The 22,823-nt window shown below is 53.6% G+C and carries 20 protein-coding genes and 1 pseudogene; 10 read left to right on the forward strand and 11 right to left on the reverse strand.

The window, feature by feature from the left end; translation table 11 throughout:
- Positions 1-14: 14 nt before the first annotated feature.
- Entirely contained in the window at positions 15-2,216 is a 2,202-nt protein-coding gene (locus tag ENI00_RS07690) for a TonB-dependent receptor plug domain-containing protein (RefSeq protein WP_304101019.1), read from the reverse strand.
- Positions 2,217-2,347: 131 nt separating this feature from the next.
- On the opposite strand from ENI00_RS07690, the gene ENI00_RS07695 reads away from it, so the two are divergent.
- Positions 2,348-2,995, forward strand: coding sequence for a J domain-containing protein (locus tag ENI00_RS07695; RefSeq protein ID WP_304101021.1), 648 nt, complete (start codon positions 2,348-2,350; stop codon positions 2,993-2,995).
- A 36-nt stretch (positions 2,996-3,031) separates the two neighbouring features.
- On the opposite strand, the gene ENI00_RS07700 is transcribed toward ENI00_RS07695, so the two are convergent.
- From ENI00_RS07700 to ENI00_RS07715, 4 genes are all read right to left on the reverse strand, one after another.
- A complete protein-coding gene (locus tag ENI00_RS07700; RefSeq protein ID WP_304101093.1) occupies positions 3,032-4,093 on the reverse strand; it encodes a bile acid:sodium symporter family protein in 1,062 nt (353 codons plus the stop codon).
- Between the two features lie 2 nt (positions 4,094-4,095).
- Complete coding sequence (locus tag ENI00_RS07705; RefSeq protein WP_304101023.1) at positions 4,096-4,773, reverse strand: FadR/GntR family transcriptional regulator; 678 nt, start codon at positions 4,771-4,773, stop codon at positions 4,096-4,098.
- Positions 4,774-4,866: 93 nt separating this feature from the next.
- Positions 4,867-6,348 (reverse strand): flavin-containing monooxygenase, encoded by a 1,482-nt coding sequence (locus tag ENI00_RS07710; RefSeq protein ID WP_304101025.1) that lies wholly within the window; start codon positions 6,346-6,348, stop codon positions 4,867-4,869.
- Positions 6,349-6,457: 109 nt separating this feature from the next.
- Positions 6,458-7,351: a LysR family transcriptional regulator gene (locus ENI00_RS07715; RefSeq protein ID WP_304101027.1), complete on the reverse strand. Its 894-nt coding sequence runs from the start codon at positions 7,349-7,351 to the stop codon at positions 6,458-6,460.
- 124 nt (positions 7,352-7,475) lie between these two features.
- Between ENI00_RS07715 and ENI00_RS07720 the strand changes: the two genes are divergently transcribed.
- On the forward strand, positions 7,476-9,095 hold the full coding sequence (locus tag ENI00_RS07720; protein WP_304101029.1) for an NADH-quinone oxidoreductase subunit L: 1,620 nt from the start codon (positions 7,476-7,478) through the stop codon (positions 9,093-9,095).
- Positions 9,092-11,557: a YbcC family protein gene (locus ENI00_RS07725; RefSeq protein WP_304101031.1), complete on the forward strand. Its 2,466-nt coding sequence runs from the start codon at positions 9,092-9,094 to the stop codon at positions 11,555-11,557. The genes ENI00_RS07720 and ENI00_RS07725 overlap by 4 nt, the downstream gene beginning before the upstream one ends.
- An 80-nt stretch (positions 11,558-11,637) precedes the next feature.
- Here the strand turns inward: ENI00_RS07725 and wrbA are convergent, their stop codons facing one another.
- The 6 genes from wrbA to ENI00_RS07755 form a co-directional block, all read right to left on the reverse strand.
- Positions 11,638-12,237, reverse strand: a complete 600-nt coding sequence (wrbA, locus tag ENI00_RS07730) for an NAD(P)H:quinone oxidoreductase (RefSeq protein ID WP_304101032.1) — start codon at positions 12,235-12,237, stop codon at positions 11,638-11,640.
- 48 nt (positions 12,238-12,285) lie between these two features.
- Entirely contained in the window at positions 12,286-12,984 is a 699-nt protein-coding gene (locus tag ENI00_RS07735; protein ID WP_304101034.1) for a pirin family protein, read from the reverse strand.
- Between the two features lie 49 nt (positions 12,985-13,033).
- Positions 13,034-13,993, reverse strand: a complete 960-nt coding sequence (locus ENI00_RS07740) for a quinone oxidoreductase family protein (protein ID WP_304101036.1) — start codon at positions 13,991-13,993, stop codon at positions 13,034-13,036.
- A gap of 42 nt (positions 13,994-14,035) precedes the next feature.
- Positions 14,036-15,007 carry a glutathione S-transferase family protein gene (locus ENI00_RS07745; RefSeq protein WP_304101038.1) on the reverse strand — a complete coding sequence of 324 codons (972 nt, stop codon included), beginning with the start codon at positions 15,005-15,007 and terminating at the stop codon, positions 14,036-14,038.
- Positions 15,008-15,335: 328 nt separating this feature from the next.
- On the reverse strand, positions 15,336-15,608 hold the full coding sequence (locus tag ENI00_RS07750) for a YebG family protein (RefSeq protein ID WP_304101041.1): 273 nt from the start codon (positions 15,606-15,608) through the stop codon (positions 15,336-15,338).
- 127 nt (positions 15,609-15,735) lie between these two features.
- A complete protein-coding gene (locus ENI00_RS07755) occupies positions 15,736-16,704 on the reverse strand; it encodes a beta-ketoacyl-ACP synthase III (RefSeq protein WP_304101043.1) in 969 nt (322 codons plus the stop codon).
- 388 nt (positions 16,705-17,092) lie between these two features.
- Between ENI00_RS07755 and ENI00_RS07760 the strand changes: the two genes are divergently transcribed.
- The 7 genes and pseudogenes from ENI00_RS07760 (at position 17,093) to ENI00_RS07790 (ending at position 22,741) form a co-directional block, all read left to right on the forward strand.
- Positions 17,093-17,377: a hypothetical protein gene (locus ENI00_RS07760; protein ID WP_304101045.1), complete on the forward strand. Its 285-nt coding sequence runs from the start codon at positions 17,093-17,095 to the stop codon at positions 17,375-17,377.
- A 309-nt stretch (positions 17,378-17,686) separates the two neighbouring features.
- A pseudogene (locus ENI00_RS07765) lies at positions 17,687-17,972 on the forward strand (hypothetical protein); the annotation flags it as partial.
- A gap of 213 nt (positions 17,973-18,185) precedes the next feature.
- Positions 18,186-19,313, forward strand: a complete 1,128-nt coding sequence (locus ENI00_RS07770; protein ID WP_304101047.1) for a branched-chain amino acid ABC transporter substrate-binding protein — start codon at positions 18,186-18,188, stop codon at positions 19,311-19,313.
- A 92-nt stretch (positions 19,314-19,405) separates the two neighbouring features.
- Complete coding sequence (locus ENI00_RS07775; RefSeq protein WP_304101049.1) at positions 19,406-20,311, forward strand: branched-chain amino acid ABC transporter permease; 906 nt, start codon at positions 19,406-19,408, stop codon at positions 20,309-20,311.
- The gene (locus tag ENI00_RS07780) at positions 20,308-21,234 is read left to right on the forward strand and encodes a branched-chain amino acid ABC transporter permease (protein WP_304101051.1); all 927 of its coding nucleotides are present in this window, start codon (positions 20,308-20,310) and stop codon (positions 21,232-21,234) included. Before ENI00_RS07775 ends, ENI00_RS07780 begins: the two co-directional genes overlap by 4 nt.
- Entirely contained in the window at positions 21,231-22,034 is an 804-nt protein-coding gene (locus ENI00_RS07785) for an ABC transporter ATP-binding protein (RefSeq protein ID WP_304101053.1), read from the forward strand. Before ENI00_RS07780 ends, ENI00_RS07785 begins: the two co-directional genes overlap by 4 nt.
- Entirely contained in the window at positions 22,031-22,741 is a 711-nt protein-coding gene (locus tag ENI00_RS07790; RefSeq protein ID WP_349740400.1) for an ABC transporter ATP-binding protein, read from the forward strand. Before ENI00_RS07785 ends, ENI00_RS07790 begins: the two co-directional genes overlap by 4 nt.
- Positions 22,742-22,823 lie beyond the last annotated feature (82 nt).

Raw genomic sequence — 22,823 nt, forward strand, 5'->3', positions numbered from 1 at the left:
TCCATGATTGAAAATCAGAAGCGGAGACCGGCTTCAACGAAAAACTGGTTCTGATCCTCAATATTATTATCCGGGCTCATATCCGGATCTGTATTGAGGTAATGCTGTACGGTAAACGCGAACTCCATTGTGTACCGGGGCATGAAAATCGTTTTTACCAGACGCAGGTCGAGGCGCCCGAAACGGGACTCTTTGAGTTGGTCGGCCCAGTAATAGGCAACGACTCCTTTTAGCCCGAAAGGAATATCCTGAATAAACGCCAGGCTACCTGAATGCCTTGCAGAGAGACGCCCCAAAAGTCCTACCTTGTACTCTTTTCTATCATTGTTGATCGCACTGTCACTAGAGATTTCCGGGCCATTGTACCAGTCGTCCTGGTCGAGATAGCCGTAGCTGGCTCTTAGCGTGGTTCCGGGGTACTCAAGGGCGGCTTCCAGTTCAAAGCCCTTTTGATCGATGTCCACGTTGTTGTCGATCGTCCATTCCTCAAACCCGATAATGCCGCTGATCATATTCCGCAGTTGGTCCCTGAATACCCGAACTTCCAGCGAAAACTGACCCCGGTCCATGGGGAACAACCCGAAGTAACTGATCTCTCTTGAGATTATACTTTCTTCTGAAAGGTCTTCGCCCAACGTGACAAACCGCACATCGCTCCAGACATCTGTACTCTCTACCCGAGATCCCTCATAGGCCGAGTATTGTGACGGCCTTACGTTGCGCAGCGTAAATCCGTAATCAGGATTCTGCTCAAATCCGTCTGGCGTGCGCACCGCTTTTGAATAAACGAATCTCAGAGCGTGGTTATTACCAAGCCTGAAATTCGCGGCAACCCGTGGAGAGAAATAACCCTCATGAGTGGTGGTTGTCCGTTCCCAGTTACCCCCGCCATTCAGCGTAAGCCAACTGATCGGAGTGTATTCCAGATTGCCGAATATTCTCGACTGATAGTCGTTTCCGCGCCCGTTGAAAAGCGTCTGAGAGCGATAGGTGTCTTTGCGATATCCCAACCCAGTGACCAGCTTCAGATCGTCACTGAATAACAGTGTGTCCTGCAGTTCAAACTCCAGCCGGGAATCTTCGGAGTCTGAGTTTACATCAGCCATGAGCGGGGTTCCGCCTGGCTGGAAGCACAAAGCTTCATTCGCGTCGTCGAATACCAGAACGTTGTTGGCGAGACAATTTACCGCCGATTCGGGTATGGCGATCGGCCAGCGTTGTCGGCGCTCGAAGTTCTCGAAGTTCACCTGAATGTGGAAAAAGTGGGTTTGTGATGGTGTGAAATTAAGCTGCGTCTGCAGGTAGAAATCCCGAACCTGGATGTCCGGGTTGGCCAGGGGAGAGAGTTCTCCGCTTTTGAACATATCTTCTTCATTGACGCCATCAACCACGCCCGCGCGAATGTCCGCGTTAAAACCGGAGTTTACTTTTAGCCGTGAGTCGTACGTCAAGACATTGATATCCTGACCGTCGTGGAAAGGTGTCCGCATCTTGTCTTCGATCTGATAATCAAAACCGTCAAACTTGCGTTTTTCGTAAGCCACTCGCCAATCATAGCGTTCGCTCACATCGCCAATCGACGCAAAGGTGCGAACGTAATTTCTGGAACCTCGAACAACCCGCACTTCCTTACCCGACGTGTCTGAAGGACTGCGAGTAATAATGTTGATGGTTCCAAGAAAAGCATTTATGCCATAAGCCGCGGCGTTCGGCCCCCGGCTTACCTCGATTCTTTCGATCGTCTCCAACGGAACCGGCATGGTTTGCCAATCCATATCAGAGAGAGTGGCGCGGTGCGCTGTCCGGCCATCAACCAGAACCTGCATGCGCCGCTGTTCGTAGTGCACGGTACCGTGATATGTGGTGACCGGTGTACTGCTGCCAACGTCTCCCACCACCATGCCCGGAACCAGGCGAAATACCTCTACCAGGTTCATGATGCCGAGATCACGAATCAGTTCACCGGTGATCACCGTGGTGGTTCCTGGAACTCGGGTTTTGGGCTGGCGCAACCGTGTGGTTGTCAGCACTTCTGGTATCTCGTCGTTGAATCCGTAGAAGCTGGTCTCCTCGGATTCATCCGGGAGTGGCTTTGCCGCTGCCGGGCTCAGGAACACAACACTCGCAAGGCCACCCGCAAGCCCGGTCGCTAAAATACGGTACAGGCGGGACACTGAACCTCGACGAGTCAGGTTGTTGAAATTCGTAAGGAGCATGGTTGTCGTTCTATAATCGGTTTGGTGAAAGGCGGCGGCGTGGTTTTCGAGCTCTTAGCCATCGTATTTGACTACACGCCATTTGTCTCTCAAAAATGTAATGAATTGGAAAGGTGGGGGAAAAGCCAGACATGAATTGCTGGGAACTTCTTGGAATTGAGCCTACTCGCGATCATCAGCGGATTCACGACGCCTATGAGAGCCAGCTCCGTGACGCTTCAGATGAACAAGCGATACAGCTTAAAGAGGCATTAAAGGAAGCGGTTGGCATGCCCGAAAACGCAGAGAAACATGAGCTGAACGCATCAGACGGTCAGGTTGTGCGTGAAGTGATTATCCAGATCAAGGCGCTTTTAAACGATTCCGGCAGAACCCGGGATGCGGGTATATGGAAAGCGGTACTCTGCGAGCCACCGGCCGATCAATTGCCCTTGCGTCGTGAAATCGGGCGGCAATTGGAGCCACAGCTTCGCCCCATGGCCGAAAATGGCAGCTTTCCAGCGCCGGTTGTGGGCTTCCTCGCTGAATGGTTTGACTGGCACAGCCTGCAGGATGCGTTGGCTCAGGAAGACGACCGCAACCACCCCGAGCGGTACAGTGCAAAGGGGATTGCTGTTCAGCGCGCAGATCAGCGTACAGAGGAGGGCACAGAGGATAATGAAAATGGGAGCGCAGATTCAGAGCCGCGCCAAATCGTCAACTTCTGGCCTGCCGTCATTGGGTGGATCATCGGGCTTGTGATACTTGCCATTCTTTTCGGCGGAATGAGCGGCGGCTGAGGCCGCCCAACCGCCGATCGTTCACATCATGCCCGTTTAAACCGCAGTCGTTCCCCTGTCTTTGGTTTCGATGGTTTTCGACTCGGCGATTTTCGATTCAGCAACTTTCGATTCAGCGACTTTTGACTCAGAGATCAGGTCCCGATATTTCTGCGCCAAAATAGCGCCGAGAATGACCTGAACCTGGTTGTAGCACATGATCGGTAAAACGATCATGCCGAAGCCGGGGTGGCCGGAAAACAACACTTTTGCCATCGGCAATCCGGACGCCAGGCTTTTTTTGGATCCGCAGAAAACAACCGCCGCCTCATCTTCCAGGCTGAACCCGAACCGTCGAACCAGAAACCTCGCGAAGAACATAAACAACGCCAATAGCCCGATGCACAGCAGTATCGTCAAAACAATGGCTTTCATTGGCAGGTTTTGCCAGAGCCCACTTTCCACCGAATGCGAGAAGGCGGAGTAAACGATCAGCCAGATAACGCATTTGTCGTAACGGGCCATCAGGCTTTCATTGCGCGCCAGATAACCTCCCAGGAGGGGACGCATGGCATGGCCGGCGGCGAAGGGTAAGAGCAGTTGGAAGACGATATCCTTCAGGGCTTCGCCTATCGCGAAATCGCCGCTGCCTGCGGAGCTGACAAGCAATAACAACAAAAATGGTGTGAGCATCATCCCGAATACGTTCGATGCAGCAGCGCTGCAGATCGCCGCCGGTACGTTGCCCCGGGCCATGGCGGTATAGGCAATGGATGACGATACAGCCGACGGCAGCACGCCCAGATACAAAAAACCGAGCCCCAGATCCGGCGGCATCCAGGATGGCGCAAAACTGCTCATGCCATTGATGGGGAGCACCACGAGCGGGAAGAACCCGAACGTGAGTGTGGTGATCAGTATGTGCAATCGCCAGTGCGAAGCGCCCGCAACCACCTGTTCCCGCGATAGCGCTGCACCGTGGAAGAAGAAGAGCAGGGCGACAGCCACTGTGCCGGCTGTTGCCAGCAAGTCGCCTGCGGCGCCGGTAGCCGGCAAAAATGAGGCAAGAACAATGGCGCCAAGTAGCAGAATCGTAAAGGTGTCTGGCCGGAATTTCATCGTCAAGAGCCTCTCTTCTGCAGAGCCTTGAGGCTGGGCGCAAGGAGATCCCGGGCGAGCTTTTCGGCTTTTATCGGGTCCTGGCGACGCACCGCCGCTAACAGCAGTTCATGGTCTTCTTGCGATGGCTCTGGTAGATCTGCGTCGCTTTCTGTTAGCTCAATGGTCTGGATGATGGCGTGGGCGAAATAATCATAGAGTTCTGCCAGCGCCGAGTTATGAGAAGCCGCCACCAACGCATGATGAAATCCTTCATCGTGAAAAATGCGGGCCGCAAGGTCTGAATCCGCTTTGCCTCTTGCATCAAGCGCCATGGTCATCGCCCGGAGATCGGAATCCGTACGCCGTTGCGCAGCCAACTTTGCCGCTTCCGTTTCCAGCATGATGCGCACTTCAAGTTGGTCCGTAAGCTGGGTGCGAGCAATGCGTTTGAGGGTTTCACCGGCATCCCTTGTGGCTCTTACATAGGTGCCGTCTCCTTGCCGGGTTTCCAGCATTCCCACGTGGGCCAGCACGCGCACGGCTTCGCGCACGGTGTTCCTGCTCACTCCCAACGCCTCTGAAAGCTCTGCCTCTACCGGCAGTTTGTGTCCAACGGCCCACTGTGCTGTTTCAATGGCGTGCCGGAGGCTTTCTATCGCGGTTTCAACGAGAGAGCCTTTCTGGATTTTTTTAAGCATTAACCTATCATCCGTTTATATTATGAACCAATCATCCTATGAATTTAGAGTTAATGCAAACGCTCGGGACAGCCCATAGCAAGAGGCGCGGTATTATCGAGCGGGATCAAGCATTTGATAGTCTGCCGTATCAACGCGACGGGTTGAAAAACGGTAAGAGAAAGTGAAGCCAGGCCAGTTCAGGGTATTTTTGCCGTTGGCATCAAGGTACCAGGACGTACATCCGGAATTCCACACGCTGCCCTTTAGCCCTTCCTGCACGACACTGGAATAGCGCTTCAATCGGTCTTGACGAACATCCATGGCGGCGCCTGGGTACTTTTTCAGAATGTTCATGCAGCCAAGTACATACTGGAATTGTGATTCCAGCATGTAGAGGATCGAGTTGTGCGCAAGGTTAGTGTTAGGCCCGTAAAGCATGAACAGATTAGGAAACCCTGAAACAGTGATCCCCTTGAACGCAACAGCACCTTCTTGCCAGGCTTCGTTCAGTGTCAATCCATTGCGCCCGGTAATCCGGATTGGAGACAGAAATTCTGACGCACGAAAGCCGGTGCCAAAGATAATGGCATCAACGGGGTAATGCCTGCCTGATCGTGTCTGAATGCCGGTGCTGTTAATTCTTTCAATCGGGTCCGTGACCAGATCCACGTTGAGTCGATTAATGGCCGGATACCAGTCATTGGATATCAGAATACGCTTACAGCCAATCTGATAGTCGGGAATAATGTTCTTGAGTGTTGCCGGATCCGTCACGTGTTTTCCGGCTTCTTTTTTTGCCTGCCGGGCAAAGATATCGAGCAGACGATGGAAGCGCGTGAAGGCCAGGCCCCGGCTCTCATTTTTCCAGTAAATCAGATACCGATAAAGTCTGTCCCAGACAGGAATTCTTTTGAACAGACGCTGCTCCCAGCGTTTGAATGGCCGGTCTGGTTTTGGCAAAACCCACGCCGCCGAGCGTTGAAAAAGAGTGAGAGCTGCCACGTCGCCCGCTATTTCCGGCACGAACTGGATAGCGCTCGCGCCCGTTCCGATAACGGCAACGCGCTTGTTTTTGATGTCGTAATCATGGTCCCAGCGGGCGGAATGGAAACACGTGCCTTCGAAATCGCTCATGCCCTCGATCTTCGGCCAGGCAGGCTGGTTCAGTTGGCCCGTGGCCGTTATCACCACCTGTGCTTCCAGCGTTTCGCCGTTGGTGAGCGTGAGCGTCCAGCGATTACAAACATCGTCAAATACCGCGTCTGCTACTTCGCAGTTAAAGCGGATGTGTTTCCCGAGGCCATACTTTTCAACGCAATGATCCATATAGCCGAGAAGTTCGTGCTGTAGCCCGAACTTGCGGGACCAGTCGTGTTTCGGCTCGAAAGAATAGGAATAGAAATGGGATTGAACATCGCAGGCTGCGCCAGGGTAGGTGTTGTCTCGCCAAGTGCCGCCAACCCGGCCAGCTTTTTCCAGCAATGTGACGTTCTCAAGGCCGGCTTTTTTTAGCTGAATGGCCATGCCAAGACCGCCAAACCCCGTGCCGATGATGACGATTGAAGGCTGTGTTGCGCTGTTTTGCTGAGTCATACCCTAGAGTCCAATCTGATTGTTGTAATGAGGACCCGTTCATTATACGTATTTGACGCTGCCCGAGTGATGGCTGTTTAAGACGAAGTTACTGGTCAGAGTGATCAATTCACGGCCGCATCATAAAATCTTCCACGGGTTGGGATAGCAATTCCCGCAGAGCCGGGCTTTCGAACTGACGCCGTATGCTGATCGCATAAAATTCTTCATAGACGCCTGGTAGTGCGCCGTAATCAAACAAATCCCCGTTTCTGAGTTCATCGCGCACAACCACCGGAGGCAGAACCGCAAAGTGCCCGGAATCCCGGGCAAGCAACCGCATCATGGCCATATCGTCTACCTCCGCGACGAGCAGCGGGCGTACTTTGTGGTATTCGCAGAGTTGGTCAAACGCTTGCCGAATATTGTTGTCTGCGCCCGGCACAATAAGGCTGCGGCCTTCAAGAAAATCCGGAAAGATCACTTCCTGGCCTGAATTCGGTGGCCCGATAATACTGACCGATTGTCTGGAGATCAGCCGGGAACGCCAAGGATTGGTCTCATCACCGCGCACGGGTTGGTTGGAAAGAATAAGGTCTAATCTGTGCGCGGATAACCGCCTGAGCAATTCGTTAATGTCACTGCTTTGCAGGCTGAATTCGAGATTTTCCCTTCCCAGTAGGGGTTGCAGGAAAGCTTCCTGGAAATTTCTGGACAGCGTTGCCACCGCTCCGATACGTAAAACCTCGCGGCTTACCTGCACTCCGGATGCAAAAACGGCCGACAGTTCTTCGCCCTTGCGAAAGATCTCCTCGGCGTAAGAAAACGCCATTCTTCCAGCTTCAGACAGCCTGAGGCGGCGCCCCTCACGGATAAACAAATCGTGCCCGAGGCTGTCTTCCAGTTTGCGTATTTGCCCCGACAACGCCGATTGCGAGATATGCAAAGCCTTGGCTGCCCGGGTCAGGTGCCCCGTGCGGGCAACCATCCAGAAATAATGCAGGTGGTGATAGTTCAGTTTCATAGGGTGCTCTTACGATTTAATCGTTCTAAAAAAAAGAACGTAAAGTTCATTATAAACCATTTTTTAAATCAGTCTATTCACAGCAAAATAGGCACAAGTTAATGAAATCAGGAGAAAGACACCCATGAGCAATCTTGCTTTATTTTTATCAACTCTGGCATTGCTGGCCTGGCTAGCGGCACCGGCGACCCTTGCTGTGCTGGCCGGTTTCAGCGCCTGGACCCGAAATCCGCTGAAGTTGAACCATTGCTGGCGCCTGGCGGAAACGCTGCTGGTGTTCTCTATGGGTACAACGCTGTTGCTTGCCGCAGCACTTCTGATTGATCTCCAAAGCACTTCTGCCATCAGTTCGCTGGCCGTGCCTGGACGTTGGTTTGGCCTTTTCCCTACTGGGATAGCCGCCTGGATGGCCTTGATGGTGGGGTTTATAGGCTGGGTGATTCTGCGTTTTTCGGAGCGTTACCTGCGCGGTGATCCGGGGCGCGAGCGTTTCCAGCCCTGGTTTTTGCTGACGATTGCCTGTGTGCTGGCGCTGATTATGACCAATAACCTGTTAGTGCTGGCAGGCGCCTGGGTTGGAGTCAGTATCTCCCTGCACCAACTGCTGACGCTTTACCCGGAGCGGCCGCAGGCGCGGATGGCGGCGGTGCAGAAATTCATCGTCAGCCGGTTCGGAGATGCCCTTGTGGTTGGTGGTGTGGTGTTGCTTTATCTGCACCATGGCACGTTTTACCTGCCGGATATGATCCTGGCCCAAAACGCTGCGCCGTCGTCTTCACTGGCGCTCACATTTGCGTCTGTGGCGTTTGCGCTGGCGGCCATCCTCAAGTGTGCCCAGATACCGTTTCACGGCTGGTTGTTGCGGGTTATGGAAGCGCCAACGCCGGTATCTGCGCTGCTACACGCGGGTGTTATCAATCTGGGAGGATTTCTCTGGTTGCGCCTGTTCCCGGTTTTTGATGGCTTTACGGTGGGGCACCTTATCTTGCTGGTTATTGGCGGGCTAACGGCCGTTATTGCGGTGCTCACCATGATGACTCAATACTCGGTAAAGCATGCACTGGCGTGGTCCACCTGTTCCCAAATGGGTTTTATGTTGTTCGAGATCGGCATGGGAGCCTACACGCTGGCATTGCTGCATCTGCTGGCGCACTCACTGTACAAAGCGCATTCGTTTCTTGCGTCGGGCCGCACAGTTAAAGCGTCTGCGGTTGGCGTGTTTGCACGGGAACGCTCGTTCTCAGGGCTGTTTTGGGCCCTTCTGACCGGTGGTTTGTCAGCGGCTATTCTGCTGCAGTTCCCCGCTTTAATTGAGGGTAATGTGGTGTTCGGTGCATTGTTGGTGCTTGCCGTATCGAGTGCCGTCATCGCGGTGCCGCCGGGCGCGACGACTTTATCAAGAGCCCGCATAGCGTTACTCGCTCTGCTTCTTGTTCCTGCTTACGGCGTACTCCACGCGCTGGTGGGGCCGGCAGTGCCTGATCACGCACAGTTTGAGATTCCGTTCGTTGCCTACGGCATAGCGTTGGCGTTCATGGGTGTGCTTGTGAGCATGTCAGCGCTCATCTTGCATGGAGGCCAGAGCAGGCTATCCAGGGATTTGTGGAAACACTTCAGTAAGGGTCTGTATCTGGAACTGATGTTTGATCGGGTTACCCATCGCCTGGCGTCGGAAGCACTCAACGCTCCGAACATGCTGAAAAGAATTCCACACCACCCGTTTACCATGGAGAAGAGATCATGATGGATTCAAGCGCCTGGCAGAACGCCATTAATCGGGCCTGCGGGCTGATTGCGCCAGTTTGGCCATTGGACCAGTGGATTGCCGTTAATCCGTTCTGGGGTTTGCGTCATCAACCTGTGAAGTACTCTGAGCGCTTGCTGGAGAAAAGAGCCGGCTTCTCGTTTCTTATGCCGGTCGCCTTTTACCGAGAAGCCTGGGAAGGTGGGAGAATTACCGACGCAGATGTGAAAGCAAGTCTTGAAGAAAGCGGTCTAACATACAGTTTGCAATCACTTTTTGATGTGCTTAAACAAAACGAACAACCCGGCGAATCGTTTCACTATTCCGTTCTGGATGTGTTCCCAGGCAACTCTGAAGGGCTGAAAGCAACCGACGCGGTGTGTGAAGGCGTTGGCCGATTGTGTGGTGCCTATTTTGACAGCCGCCAAGCGAGATGGCCTTCTGGAGAACATCAGAGCGGGCAGGGCGGTTTGTTCGAATTCTGGCTCGAATCTGCGCGTCAGGATCTTTCGCTGGATTACCGGGCCGGCGTTCCCGGCGCTCGTGCCAAGCTGAAAGCCGTGCCCGAAAGCCAGGCTGAGGCCGTTGAGAAAGCCGTCAATCTCCTGAACCTGAACCCGGATGAACTGGAAGCGCTTTGTCACAGTCTGCTATTGCGTTTGCTTGGATGGGCTTCGTGGAGCAGCGGAGTCGACTGGCGGGCAGGCCTTGCGGGCGACGGAGCCTATGGCGCCTGTGAATCCCTGCTCAGTATTTTGTTGGTGTGGGAATCGGTTGGTTTGGCGTGCGCGACCAATGAGCACATCGTTGCGAACGCTGAAGCCTGGGCGAAAATTCGTCATAACTGGCAAACCGCTGATGAAAGCGGTCCAGAGGATAAACTGCTCTGGATCTGGCAGCGTGCCTACGAGATCGGATACCAGAAAGCGCTTTACCAGATTCTCCAGACCACCGCGCTTGAAGAATCTGCTAGCGATCGTGTTCGAACCGGCTCCGAGTCGGTTGCCAACGTTCAGGCTGTATTCTGTATCGACGTGCGCTCCGAAGTGATGAGACGGCATCTGGAAAATCACAATTCGCGCATTCGTACGCTCGGGTTTGCCGGTTTTTTTGGCTTGCCAATAGCGCATCAGAGCCACGGCCCGTTTTCAGAGGTGCCGCGGTTACCTGGGCTGCTCGCGCCGGCTTATCGTCTTATTGATACCCAGGGAAGCGCGAAAGACGACCACGCATTGAACCGCACGCTGGATCAACGGGAAATAACCCGCGAGTCTGTGCGTAAAGCAAAATACAGCAGCCTTTCGACCTTTACCCTGGTTGAAACCACCGGTCTTGCCTGGGCCTGGAAGCTGTTGAAGGACAGCCTTCATCAGAGGCCTACACGGCAAACCGAAGGTCCAGACCTGGTGGAAGGCAAGCTTGTGCATCATTTGGGGGGCGATCCTCTGGCGGTCCCTGAGAAAGTGAAGCTGGTCGCCGGATTCCTGAAGGGCATGTCGCTTACCCACAGTTTTGCACCTTTACTGGTGTTTGTTGGGCACGGCACAAAAACTGACAACAACCCCAACCATGCCGGTATGGCTTGTGGCGCCTGTGGTGGCCAAAGCGGCGGCGTGAATGCCAGGTTGGCGGCGGCATTATTCAATGACTCGCAGGTGCGTGAAGGCCTTGCCGAAGCCGGTATTCACGTGCCGGATACAACGTTTGCGATTGCGGCAGAGCATTGTACCGTTACCGACGAGGTGACCTTATTTGATCGTGACCAGATTCCCGCGTCGCATCGTGCGTTGATGACCGAGTTGGAGTCCTCCTTTCTTCAGGCCGGGATAGAGGCAAGAAAGGAGAGGGCCACACCCCTTAAATTAAACGGCTTGGATGACAACGAATTGCTGGCCGCTATGAGCCAGAGAGCACTGGACTGGTCTGAAGTTCGGCCCGAATGGGGCCTTGCGAATAATGCCGCGATGATTTTCGCCAAACGGGATATAACCCGGGGCAAGAATCTCTCGGGCAGAGTTTTCCTGCACGATTACGACCCCGAGCTGGATGCAGAAGGTCAGATTCTGGAAGCGCTCATGGCGGCCCCCATGATTGTGGGTAACTGGATCAATCTTCAGTATTTTGCTTCGGTTACGGTGCCGGAGGTTTATGGCGCCGGGAACAAGCTGCTGCACTCGGTCATTGGCGGAAACCTTGGAGTAATAGAAGGGAACGGGACCGATATGCGGATTGGCCTGCCATTGCAGTCGGTGCACGACGGCACCTACTGGCGCCACGAACCGCTTCGTCTCACTGTGCTGGTTGATGCACCGAGGGAGCGTATTCAAGCGGTTATTGAGCGCCAGCCTGACGTTGCACAGTTAGTCCGGAACCAGTGGCTGTGGCTGCACAGACTGTTGCCCGGGGGTGAACAGGAGCGATTTCATAACGGTGAATGGCAGGGCTGCGCAGGTTATTCGTGAGCGGTGATTGAATAAAATCGTGTGGAAATCATCAGCGCCACTAGAGGTGTACATCCCTCCAGGGGCGCTGTGAAAGCCTATTAACCTTTCAATTTAGCGGCAATCTGAGCAACATGTGCACCCTGATGGCGAGCGATACCCAGTTCACGCTCGTCTGGCTGGCGGGAGCCATCACCACCGGCAATCGTCGACGCGCCATAGGGCGTGCCGCCACCGACCTGAGAGACATCAAAAAGCGCCGGTGTGGTATAGCCGATGGGTACGATAACCATGCCGTGGTGCGCCAAAGTGGTCCAGGTGGAGGTGATTGTCATCTCCTGCCCACCGCCGGTGCCGGTTGAGGTGAACACACTGGCCACTTTACCGGCCAGAGCGCCCTTGGCCCAAAGGCCGCCGGTCTGGTCGAAGAACGTGCGCATTTGCCCGGTCATGTTGCCAAAGCGTGTCGGTGTGCCAACGATGATGGCGTCGTAATCCGCCAGTTCCGACGGCGTGGCCACGGGCGCATCTTGATCAACCTTGCCACCGGCCGCTTTGAATGCTTCGGCACTCATGGTTTCCGGTACACGTTTCACCGTTACCTCTACTCCAGAAACGCTACGAGCGCCCTCGGCAACTGTGTGCGCCATCGTTTCCATGTGGCCGTACATCGAATAATAAAGAACCATAATTTTAGTCATTTTTGAGCCCTCTTTCTGTGTGATTTGATGTGTGTCTGTGCTTCGTGCTTATGCCACGTCGACCAGTACAATTTCACTGTCTTCCTTTGCACTGACCTTTAATAGCTGTTCATCGCTAATGGCGACGCCGTCGCCGGCGGAGGCTACCACTCCATTAATCTCTATCTGACCGCTGGCCGGCACCAGATAGACCTTGCGCCCGGGGGCGATGTGATATTCGGTACTCTGACCAGCTTCCAGAGTCGCTGCGACCAGGCGAGCGTCCGTACGAATCGGCAACGCTTCATCGTCATCGGGCAGGCCGCTGGCGAGAGTCACGAATGCCCCGCTGCGCCCGCCCTTGGGAAACGGCTTGGTACCCCAGGTAGGCGGCAAACCGGTTTCACTGGGCATGATCCAGATTTGAAAGATCTGGGTCGGTTCGTCTTCTTCATTGAGCTCGCTGTGGGCGATGCCCGTTCCGGCGCTCATTACCTGAACATCGCCGGCCTCGGTACGGCCCTGATTACCAAGGTTATCCTGGTGCGTAATGGCACCTTTGCGAACGTAGGTAATGATTTCCATGTCGCGGTGTGGATGGCGTGGAAAGCCCGAATGTGGCGCGATCGTGTCATCATTCCAGACTCTGAGGTTTCCCCAGTGCATGCGGTTGGGATCGTAGTATTCGGCAAACGAGAAATGATGGCGAGTGTCCAGCCAGCCGTGGTGGGCACCGCCCAATTCGCCGTGGGGTCGAAGTTCGATCATTGTAGAATCTCCCGTTTAATTTAAATGTTGGCTGTAACGACAGGCTGCTTTATGGGATCAGGATGATCTTTTCGGAGCCACCCTCATTGACTTGGTGATAGGCCGCGACGGCCTCAGAAAGTGGCCGCTCTATAAACCCATTTGGAACCGGTAAGCCGCCCTCAAATGCCGCGCCTATTTGCCTAAGCATCTGTGCGCAATCCTCCAAGCTGTATAGCAGTGAATTGACGCCGATGATCGAGCCGCCACGACGGTATAGGTTCAGGGCAGGCACATTGACCAACCCATCTGCCGGAGCCGCAATGACCGCGATGCGCCCGAACGAATCAACCGTATTAATCGCCGCTGGTAACCAGAAGCCGGTCGTATCAAAGATCACTTCCGGTAACTGTTGTTGGAAGTGATCTCGCGCCTGCTCTGGCAGTTGCTTCGCTTCCGGTAATTGAAACGCACGAATACCTTGCGCCTCCAGATCTTGTGCCACCTCGGCACGCCGCACGCCCATTACAACCTTGGCGCCCCTTGCGTTGCCCAGCGCTTGCGCTGCGTTGGCCACCGCGCCAGCGCCTATGATCAACAACCGGGTGCCCGCCTGAACCTGGCTTCGTTCCAAGGCATCCCAAGCGGTGATGTAGGGAACGCCATAGGTGGCAGCCTGAGCAAAACTGAGCGATTGAGGCTTGGGCGCGACAGCATCGGCCGGCATAACCACATAGTGCGCATGACAGCCGTCACGATAGAAACCAAAGCCCTTGCCGGTGCCGCCCCAAACCGCTTTCCCCTGAAGTTCCGGTGACCCGCTCACAACCACGCCGGAGAAATCGCGCCCGGGAATGCGGGGCGTTGTGGTGTACGGAAATCGCCCAAGCACGTTTTTCACGTCGCTGGGGTTGAGGCCCGCTGCCCGAACTTCAATCAGAACCTCGCCGGCACCTGGCACAGGTGTCGGCAGATCGCGTAGTTGCAGCGAATCCAGTGTGCCGGTTGCGGAAAACTGTAAAGCTTGCATGGTAGACCTCAATCACTGGGTGTATGCCAAACTGAGCCTAAATCAATCGCGCCCGTGTGGGCCGTCGAGATTTAACACCGGGCCTGCCGGCACAACGCCCGTTGGGTTGATGGTGGCGTGGCTGCGGTAATAATGCTCTTTGATATGCTTCATATTCACCGTTTCGGCCACGCCAGGCCACTGGTACAGCTCACGCACATAGCCGGCCAGGTGCGGGTAATCTTCAATCTGCTTCAAATTGCATTTGAAGTGCCCGTGATACACAGCATCAAAGCGGATAAGCGTGGTAAACAACCGCCAGTCTGCTTCGGTGATCTGTTCGCCGAGCAGGTAACGCTGTGTCGACAAGCGCTGATCCAACCCATCCAGTGTCTCGAACAAGGGCAATACTGCCTGCTCATACGCTTCTTGAGTGGTCGCGAACCCGGCTTTGTAGACGCCGTTGTTTACGTTGTCGTAAACCTGGGCGTTGACGCTATCAATCTCCGCGCGCAGCGCCTCGGGATAATAGTCGCCAGGCTTGGCACCAATGTCGTCAAAAGCGGAGTTCAACATCCGGATAATCTCGGACGACTCGTTGCTGACAAACCGATTTTGCTTCTTATCCCAAAGTACCGGGATCGTCACGCGCCCCGTGTACTCAGGGTCGGCGGCGGTGTAGATCTGGTGCATGAAATCGGCCTGGAAGATCGGGTCTGCAACAACGCCTTCGTCCGTATCAAAGGTCCAGCCATGCTCACGCATTAACGGGTTGACCACGGACACTGAAATCATCGACTCCAGCCCTTTCAGTTTGCGAAAGATCAACGTTCTGTGTGCCCAGGGGCAGGCCAGCGAAACGTACAAATGGTAGCGTCCGGCTTCCGCCTTAAACCCGCTGTCACCGGTAGGGCCTGCACTGCCATCCGCTGTGACCCAGTTGCGAAATTGCGATTCGCCGCGAGCGAATTTGCCATTGTTGGATTTGGTGTCGTACCACTGGTCAACCCACTGACCGTTTACAAGTAGGCCCATGATGATGTCTCCGTTTGTGTTTGAAGAGGAAGTACCCGGTCAATAAAATGCTTGCTCATGGTGTTGTCTATAAGCAACATCAGTTCATTTGTTCGATATGGGTACTATAGTTAAAAGGATTGGGAGGTAATAACGGAATGATTTGATTTTTATGATCAGGAAAACTGAATTATAACTTCGCTTATCACTTTGGATGCACTACAGACACTCAACGCGATAGAGCGGCGACAAAGCTTTGCCGCCATTGGTCGCCTGGTGCTAGAGCAGGGCCGGCACCCGGGGGTGAACAGGAGCGGTTTTATGACGATGAATGGCAGGACGGCTCAGGTTATTCCTGAGCCGTGTTTAAAAGGTCGGGCTTTTTAAGCGCTTTTTGAAAGAGATCTTTGTCTTCGGCGATGGCCATGGCGCATTTTTCAGCCATGTCGTCGCCCAGGCCTTCAACTTTCCGAGCCAGAAAAACCTGAATTTCTTCCGCCAGTTCCAATATTTTATCTCTGGCATCGGCATCCGCTTTTGATGTGAAAAGCATGGTGTCAGGGTTTTTTAATGCCATATCCAGGCCGTCCCTATCGGAAAAATAGACTGCTTGTACCGCCATGGTGATTCCTCGCAGTGAATGTCTGCTTTACTGTATAAAAAAACAGTGTATCTGACTGATACTGAGAAATACACCTAATTGCAGTAAAAGCAGCCTGCCGGCAGCAAAGACAGTCCTACAATTCCGATCAGTAGCGCAACAGCGCCGAGCCCCATGTAAATCCGCCGCCAAAGGCTTCAAGCAGCACAACGTCATTACGTTTAATGCGCCCGTCTCTTACCGCAACGTCGAGTGCCAGGGGAATAGACGCAGCCGAGGTATTGCCGTGTTTGTTAACGGTAACCACAACCTGCTCCATTGGCATGCTGAGCTTCCTTGCAGTCGCGGCGATAATGCGTAGATTTGCCTGATGGGGAACAAGCCAGTCAATCTCGGACTTTTTCATCTGATTGGCTTCAAGTGTTTCATCAACGATTTTCCCAAGGGTATTTACCGCAACCTTGAACACTTCATTGCCTTTCATCTCAACAAAGGCTTCGCCGGCTTTGACCCGATCAAAACCATCGGCAATACCGCAAGGCACGTGCAAGAGTTTTTCGTACTGGCCGTCTGCGTGCAGATGTGTGGAAAGAATGCCGGTCTCTTCGTGGGCTTCAAGAATCACAGCGCCGGCGCCGTCTCCGAACAGCACACAGGTGCCGCGGTCTGACCAGTCGATGATTCGGGAAAACACCTCTGCGCCAATAACCAATGCTTTTTTGCTCGTTCCGGTTTTGATGAACTTATCGGCAACGGAAAGGGCGTACACAAAACCACTGCACACCGCCTGGATATCGAAAGCAGGGCAGCCATGAATACCTAGTCTGGCTTGCAGAATGCAGGCCGAACTTGGGAAAATTTTGTCCGGAGTGGAGGTGGCAAACACAATAAGATCGATGTCGGTGGCATCAATGCCCGCTGCCGCTATGGCGTTCAGAGCAGCTTGTTCCGCAAGATCTACAGTTGTCTGGCCCTCAACGGCAATGTGCCGTTGCTCAATGCCGGTGCGTTCACGGATCCACCTGTCCGTTGTGTCTACCATTTTTTCGAGGTCTTTGTTCGTAACAATATTCTCTGGCAAGTAAGAGCCAGTGCCGGCAATGCGTGCAAAGGTCATTCGTAAAAATCCTGCGGTGTATCCGATGAGTCCAATTAGGGAGTCTCGTGCATTCAAAACGGCCTCTTTGGTGCTCGAGGCGCCGAATGCGTATCAAACACTCCTTGGCTTTTTTCCATGCTATACCCTTGAACCTTTGTCTGTTATTAGCGGTTTGTCAAAGGCGCGCTTTGAATCTTTGATTTAAGACGTTGATTTAAGGCCCTGACCTGGGCTCCAGAACATTAACACTTGCTGGTGATTTGACAATTATTTACAATATTTAATTCGCGTCACCGTAACGTGTGTGATAGGTGCATAATGCATACACTCGAAGCCGTTTCGTTTTCTGGAAAGTAGTACTAAAGACTCCAAAGTAGTACTAAAAACTTTAGGGAGATGACACGCCATGCAGGCTATAGCGCCGAATCACGAGGACTTGGCTAAGGACTTTTTGCGACTTACGCCGGGCGCCCTCAAGGCCAAGTACCCGAAAGATCCCGAAGTTCAGGGCGCACTTGCGCAGATTACCATCGCCCGGGAAATATGCCTGTCCGACAAGACTCTGGTCGCCCGGGCCGAACATGTCGAATCCGAGATAATGCGGCGCATTGCTTTAAATCTCGCACAGGGTCTCCCCGCTATTCTGCCCGATATCAATAGTGTTTGCCGCCGGGTGCGCCCCGAGAAGTAACGCAAATTCCCCCTCAATCCCAATCTTTTCCGGTTATCAGATTGGTCATTTTATGTCCGATCATGGCTGGCCTCACTCGGAGGCAGTTCGTTTTACGCGATCGCAGGTTTGGCACTAATCGTTACCGGGTTGGCGGCTGAGGGGCGCAGGCCTATCGCGCGTAGAACGCAGATTGCAGAGGGTGATGCAGATAATATTAGCGTTAAAGTCGCCAATACGCCGGCAGAAGAACTTGCCGGTGGGCAGTGCGATGCGCAGTTGTTTCTGCCGACATCCGATGCCTGGTTAGTGGCAATTGATCCGGAAACCGGTGCGAGTGCGATAGACCAGATGCTATGTCGTATCAAATTCCGCTCTCTGCGTTACGAAGGGCAATACACGCCTCCTTCAGAGCAAGGCACAATCGTGTACCCGGGGCACGATTTACGATATGACGCCGTTGCCACTTCCCATTGAGATGGATGTGCCAGGCATAGGTGGCCCAATCATTACAGGAGGCGGCGTGGCCTTTCTGGCGGCGTCGGTGGATGACTATCTGAGAGTTTATGATCTGACGACCGGAGAGCAGATATGGGGGGAGCGTTTGCCCGCGGGGCAGCCTGAATGGGGCGTGAATGGCGCAACGAACTTTTTTCAATGCAGTAGGTTTTTGAACAATTACAGGAGTATTTTGCTAACTAAAGAGGCGTTTTTAGGCTAACTTGCTCCTAGGCCTATAGAAAGATGCGACCAACGAAGCGCATAAATCTTGGGCAGCGTCACTGCTCGATATATGTCTAACAACAACAGCAAAGAGTGGAGAATTTTAATGATTAAATTACGTTTAGCGCTTGCAACCGCAGCGCTTTCATTGAGCATGGCCGGTGTGGCCGTGGCTGATTCTGTTACTTTCGGGGTTCAGGCTCCGATCACTGGCCAGTATGCAAATGAAGGCCAGGGTATTGAAAAAGCGGTTAAATTGATCGCGAAACAGCTCAACGAGGCCGGTGGTCTGCTGGGCAAAGACGTTAAAGTCGTGTCCTGCGACGATGAAGGCAAAGCAACCCAGGCGGCCCTGTGTGGTCGTGACCTGGCAAACCAGGAAGTGTTCGCGGTCATTGGCAGCTACACCTCTGGCGCCACAGCAGCCTCGCAACCGGTTCTGGATCGCGCCAACATTCTTCAAACCAGCGACGGCACCGCAGAGCAGTTGACCCAGAAGGGCTACAAATTGTTCTTCCGGAACGCGCCACCTAACAGCGCTGAAGCCGAATTTACCGGCGAGTATCTGGTAAATGCTAAAGAATACAAGCGCATCGCGATTATCAAAGATCACTCGAGCTTTGCAAAAGGTCTGGGTGAAGCGACGGCAGCCGCTGTTGAAAAACAGGGCGGCAACATTGTATTTGATGGCTTTATCACCGCAGGTTCACAGGATTACCGGTCTATTCTGACCAAGATCAAATCTGAAAACCCGGATATCATCTACTTTTCTGGCTACTACTCAGATGGCGGTCTGATTCGTTCCCAGCAAGCTTCGTTGAACATCGATGCTGACTTCGTAGGTGGCGATGCCAACCAGAACGTGAAGTTTGCAGAGATTGCAGGCGGAGCAGCGGAAGGTTCGGTCATCATTAATGTTCCGGCGCCTGCCAATCTTCCGTACCCGGAAGCCAAGCAGTTCCTGCAAGACTACCAGGATGCCTACGGTGAGAGCCCCCCAAGCATCTTCACACTGACCAATACCGACGGTATGCGTGCAATCGTGAAAGCGGTTCAGGAAACCGAAAGTTTTGATCCGGAAAAAGTAGCGGCTTACCTGCACGAACTCAGAGATTTCCCGGGCTTCACTGGCCCACTGGGCTTTGACGAAAACGGCGAGCGCCTCGGTAGTGCGTTCCAGGCTTTTGAAGTTCAAGCCGACGGCACCTACAAGACAGTCTATCCGCAACAGTAATTCAGACAGATCGTGAATCTACAACAAAACCGCGGTAACCCGTGGTTTTGTTGTATCCCCCTTTAAAACTGCCTTACATAGGTCGAATATTAATGGACATATTCCTGCAACAGCTCATAAACGGGTTAACAGTAGGAAGCATCTATGCGCTGATTGCACTCGGTTATACGATGGTTTACGGCATCCTCAGATTGATTAACTTCGCCCATGGCGATTTGGCAATTCTGGGTGCATTTATAGGTCTAACCGTGATTACCGGATTAGCTGGCAGCGGCGGCGCTCCTGCTAACTGGATTGTAATTGTCGCTTTTGTGCTTGCGGTACTAGTCGTCGCAATTGCAGGGGTGCTTCTTGAATTTACCGCCTATCGGCCACTGCGTAATGCCCACCGCCTGTCCGCCGTGGTTTCCGCTTTGGGCGCGTCTATGTTTATCCAGAATGGCATCATGCTGATCTGGAGCCCTCAGACACTTACTTTCCCTGAAGGCATCATGCCTCAAACCACCTACAACTTCGGGTCGGTGGTTATTAGTGCTACGCAGATATTCATTGTCACAGTCTCACTGTTGTTGATGCTTGCACTTTATTTATATGTGAACAAAACCCGCTTTGGAACGGCCATTCGCGCCGCGGCTATTGACCAGGATGCGGCAAGGCTGATGGGCATTAACGTGAACAAGGTTATCACCAGTGTGTTCATACTTGGGCCTGCGCTAGGCGCTATCGGGGGTCTGTTTATTGGTGTCTATTACCGTCAGGCGGTGTTCGATATGGGTTGGATTTATGGCCTGAACGCCTTTATTGCAGCCATCATAGGCGGCATCGGTAACATTCCCGGCGCAATGATTGGCGGCTTGCTGCTTGGTCTGTTCAGCTCTCTTGCCAGTGGTTACATCTCCAGCACATGGCAGCAGGCTATTGTGTTCGGTTTGCTTATTCTGATCCTGATGGTGCGCCCCACCGGCATTCTTGGCGAACGGGTGGCGGACAAGGTATGAAACTATCTGTCAATCGTAATATAGGTGCCGTTGTCTGGATTGCCGGACTGCTGGTACCTCTGGTCGCCAGTAATAGCTGGATCAGCATTCTTTCGATCTTTGCTATTTATGCGGTGGTTGCTCTGAGCACCGATGTGGTTCTGGGCCGTGCCGGCATGTACGACATGGGCCACGCCGTCTATTTTGGCGTTGGTGCCTACGTAACGGCCATTCTGAACGTGCAGTACGGCGTTCCGATCCTTTGGACCATGCCGATTGCGGTGGTGGTTGCCGCCATTGTTGGTATGGTTCTGGCGGCGCCTATGGTGAAACTGAGGGGCGATTATCTGCTTGTCGCGACGATCGGTTTCAACGAAATCTTCCGGATGATTCTGATTAACGACGTAGGCGGTGTAACCGGTGGCCCGGACGGCATTTTCGGTATTGGCGTGCCCAGTGTCTTTGGCTATTCCATCAGCAGTCAGGAAGGGCTCTTTGTGTTGAACTGGTTGTTGTTGGGCATTGCGCTGGTGCTGATGAACAATCTGGACAAAAGCCGGCTTGGCCGGGTGTTTCGCTATCTTAAAGAAGATGAGCTTGCGGCAACCACCCTGGGCGTGAACGCGCGTTACTATAAAATTCTGGCCTTCGGGCTGGGCGCTGGTCTGGCAGGAGCCGCTGGTACGCTGTTTGCCACGCAATTGGCCACCGTCAGCCCAAGTGCGTTTGTGTTTATGGAGTCGGTCACTCTGTTCGCCATTGTGATCGTTGGTGGTCAAGCGTCTATCCCTGGCGTTCTGTTGGGCACCGTTCTGATGTTTGTGGTTCCGCAGGTGTTCCGTGATCTCGCCGAATATCGTTACCTGGTGTTTGGTCTGGCCATGATTGTTGTCATGGTACTGCGCCCACAAGGTATCTGGCCAAGAAGGAATCGTCCCGAATGAGCACTAGCGAACCGACATTGCTTGCGCTGGATAATATCGGCATCAGCTTTGGCGGCCTCCGGGCCGTTGACCAGCTGAATCTCGAAGTCAAAAAAGGGCAGGTCGTAGGATTGATCGGCCCTAACGGCGCGGGAAAAACGACCGTATTCAACATTATTACTGGCGTTTACAAACCTACTGATGGGCGGGTGCTCTGGAAAGGCGAGGCAATTAACGGGCTGCCGCCTTATCGCGTCGCCCAGCGTGGAATATTGCGAACCTTTCAGACCATTCGTTTGTTTTCCGGCATGAGCGTGCTGGAAAATGTTCTGGCCGGTAAACATCTGCGCACCCGACAAACCTGGTGGGCGGGACTGTTGTCGACACCGGCTCAGCGTCGTGAGGAAAAGCAGCTCAGAGAGGAGTGCATGGAAATCCTCAAAACGCTCAAGCTGGATCATGTGGCCAATGAAGTGGCGACATCTTTGGCTTACGGTATTCAGCGGCGCGTTGAAATGGCGCGCACCCTGGCAGCCAGCCCGGAACTATTGATCCTCGACGAGCCTGCTGCGGGCCTGAACGACAATGAATCCGCTGAACTGAACAAAACCATACTCGATATTCGCGATTCTGGTGTCACAGTTTTGCTGGTCGAGCACGATATGAACGTTGTCATGAACGTGACTGACCACATTGTGGTGATCAGTTTTGGCCGCAAAATTGCCGAGGGCGAGCCTGAATCCATTCGAAACAATCCGGATGTGATTGAAGCCTATCTCGGCAAAGACGACGATGAAGACGAACAGGAGGCCTTCGCATGAGTCTGTTAAGCATCACTGATATGAAGGTCTCCTACGGCCATATCGAGGCCATAAAAGGCGTGTCGCTGGCCGTCGAAGAAGGGGAGGTGGTTACCATTCTTGGCGCTAATGGTGCGGGTAAAACCACTTTGATGCGAACGATCAGCGGTTTGTTAAAACCAACCGCCGGTACGATCACATACGACGGTAACGATATTACGCAAACCCGCGCTGACGCCATTGTGGGGCTCGGTATTGCCCATTCGCCCGAAGGGCGCAGGGTTTTTGGTACCTTAACCGTAGAAGAAAATCTGATGCTGGGTGCATACACGCGCCCGAGAACGGAGGCCCTGGAAACCCGAAAGCAGGTTTACGACTTGTTTCCGCGACTCCTTGAGCGTCGTCTGCAACTGTCTGGCACGCTCTCCGGTGGCGAGCAGCAAATGCTGGCTATTGGTCGCGCGATGATGGCCAAACCTCGGCTGTTGATGCTCGATGAGCCTAGCCTTGGGTTGGCACCCATTATTGTGAAGAACATTTTCGCGGCCCTGGCGGATGTTCGAAAGACGGGTGTCACCATCTTGGTCGTGGAGCAGAATGCCCGTATAGCATTGAAGCTTGCAGACCGGGGCTATGTTCTGGAAGTGGGTAAGATTGTTCACGAAGACACAGCCAAAGCCCTGATGGCGTCTTCCGAAGTGCAGGAAGCGTATTTGGGCAAAGGATAGGCTCAGACCGTCTCGCCCAGCAACGCTTCAGTTAACGCCCAATCAGCCAGATCATCGGCTGATTGGGCGTTCCTCATTCAGA

Origin of the sequence: Marinobacter antarcticus, assembly GCF_011049865.1 — a bacterium.
GTDB lineage: Bacteria > Pseudomonadota > Gammaproteobacteria > Pseudomonadales > Oleiphilaceae > Marinobacter > Marinobacter antarcticus_A.

Coding starts and splice junctions, on each gene's coding strand:
- ENI00_RS07705 (WP_304101023.1), bottom strand. CDS start 4,773: ATGCTTAAAAAAATCCAGAAAGGCTCTCTCGTTGAAACCGCGATAGAA.
- ENI00_RS07770 (WP_304101047.1), top strand. CDS start 18,186: ATGATTAAATTACGTTTAGCGCTTGCAACCGCAGCGCTTTCATTGAGC.
- ENI00_RS07790 (WP_349740400.1), top strand. CDS start 22,031: ATGAGTCTGTTAAGCATCACTGATATGAAGGTCTCCTACGGCCATATC.
- ENI00_RS07750 (WP_304101041.1), bottom strand. CDS start 15,608: ATGGCGGTACAAGCAGTCTATTTTTCCGATAGGGACGGCCTGGATATG.
- ENI00_RS07720 (WP_304101029.1), top strand. CDS start 7,476: ATGAGCAATCTTGCTTTATTTTTATCAACTCTGGCATTGCTGGCCTGG.
- ENI00_RS07760 (WP_304101045.1), top strand. CDS start 17,093: ATGCAGGCTATAGCGCCGAATCACGAGGACTTGGCTAAGGACTTTTTG.
- ENI00_RS07715 (WP_304101027.1), bottom strand. CDS start 7,351: ATGAAACTGAACTATCACCACCTGCATTATTTCTGGATGGTTGCCCGC.
- ENI00_RS07775 (WP_304101049.1), top strand. CDS start 19,406: ATGGACATATTCCTGCAACAGCTCATAAACGGGTTAACAGTAGGAAGC.
- wrbA (WP_304101032.1), bottom strand. CDS start 12,237: ATGACTAAAATTATGGTTCTTTATTATTCGATGTACGGCCACATGGAA.
- ENI00_RS07740 (WP_304101036.1), bottom strand. CDS start 13,993: ATGCAAGCTTTACAGTTTTCCGCAACCGGCACACTGGATTCGCTGCAA.
- ENI00_RS07690 (WP_304101019.1), bottom strand. CDS start 2,216: ATGCTCCTTACGAATTTCAACAACCTGACTCGTCGAGGTTCAGTGTCC.
- ENI00_RS07755 (WP_304101043.1), bottom strand. CDS start 16,704: ATGACCTTTGCACGCATTGCCGGCACTGGCTCTTACTTGCCAGAGAAT.
- ENI00_RS07710 (WP_304101025.1), bottom strand. CDS start 6,348: ATGACTCAGCAAAACAGCGCAACACAGCCTTCAATCGTCATCATCGGC.
- ENI00_RS07735 (WP_304101034.1), bottom strand. CDS start 12,984: ATGATCGAACTTCGACCCCACGGCGAATTGGGCGGTGCCCACCACGGC.
- ENI00_RS07785 (WP_304101053.1), top strand. CDS start 21,231: ATGAGCACTAGCGAACCGACATTGCTTGCGCTGGATAATATCGGCATC.
- ENI00_RS07725 (WP_304101031.1), top strand. CDS start 9,092: ATGATGGATTCAAGCGCCTGGCAGAACGCCATTAATCGGGCCTGCGGG.
- ENI00_RS07780 (WP_304101051.1), top strand. CDS start 20,308: ATGAAACTATCTGTCAATCGTAATATAGGTGCCGTTGTCTGGATTGCC.
- ENI00_RS07695 (WP_304101021.1), top strand. CDS start 2,348: ATGAATTGCTGGGAACTTCTTGGAATTGAGCCTACTCGCGATCATCAG.
- ENI00_RS07745 (WP_304101038.1), bottom strand. CDS start 15,007: ATGGGCCTACTTGTAAACGGTCAGTGGGTTGACCAGTGGTACGACACC.
- ENI00_RS07700 (WP_304101093.1), bottom strand. CDS start 4,093: ATGAAATTCCGGCCAGACACCTTTACGATTCTGCTACTTGGCGCCATT.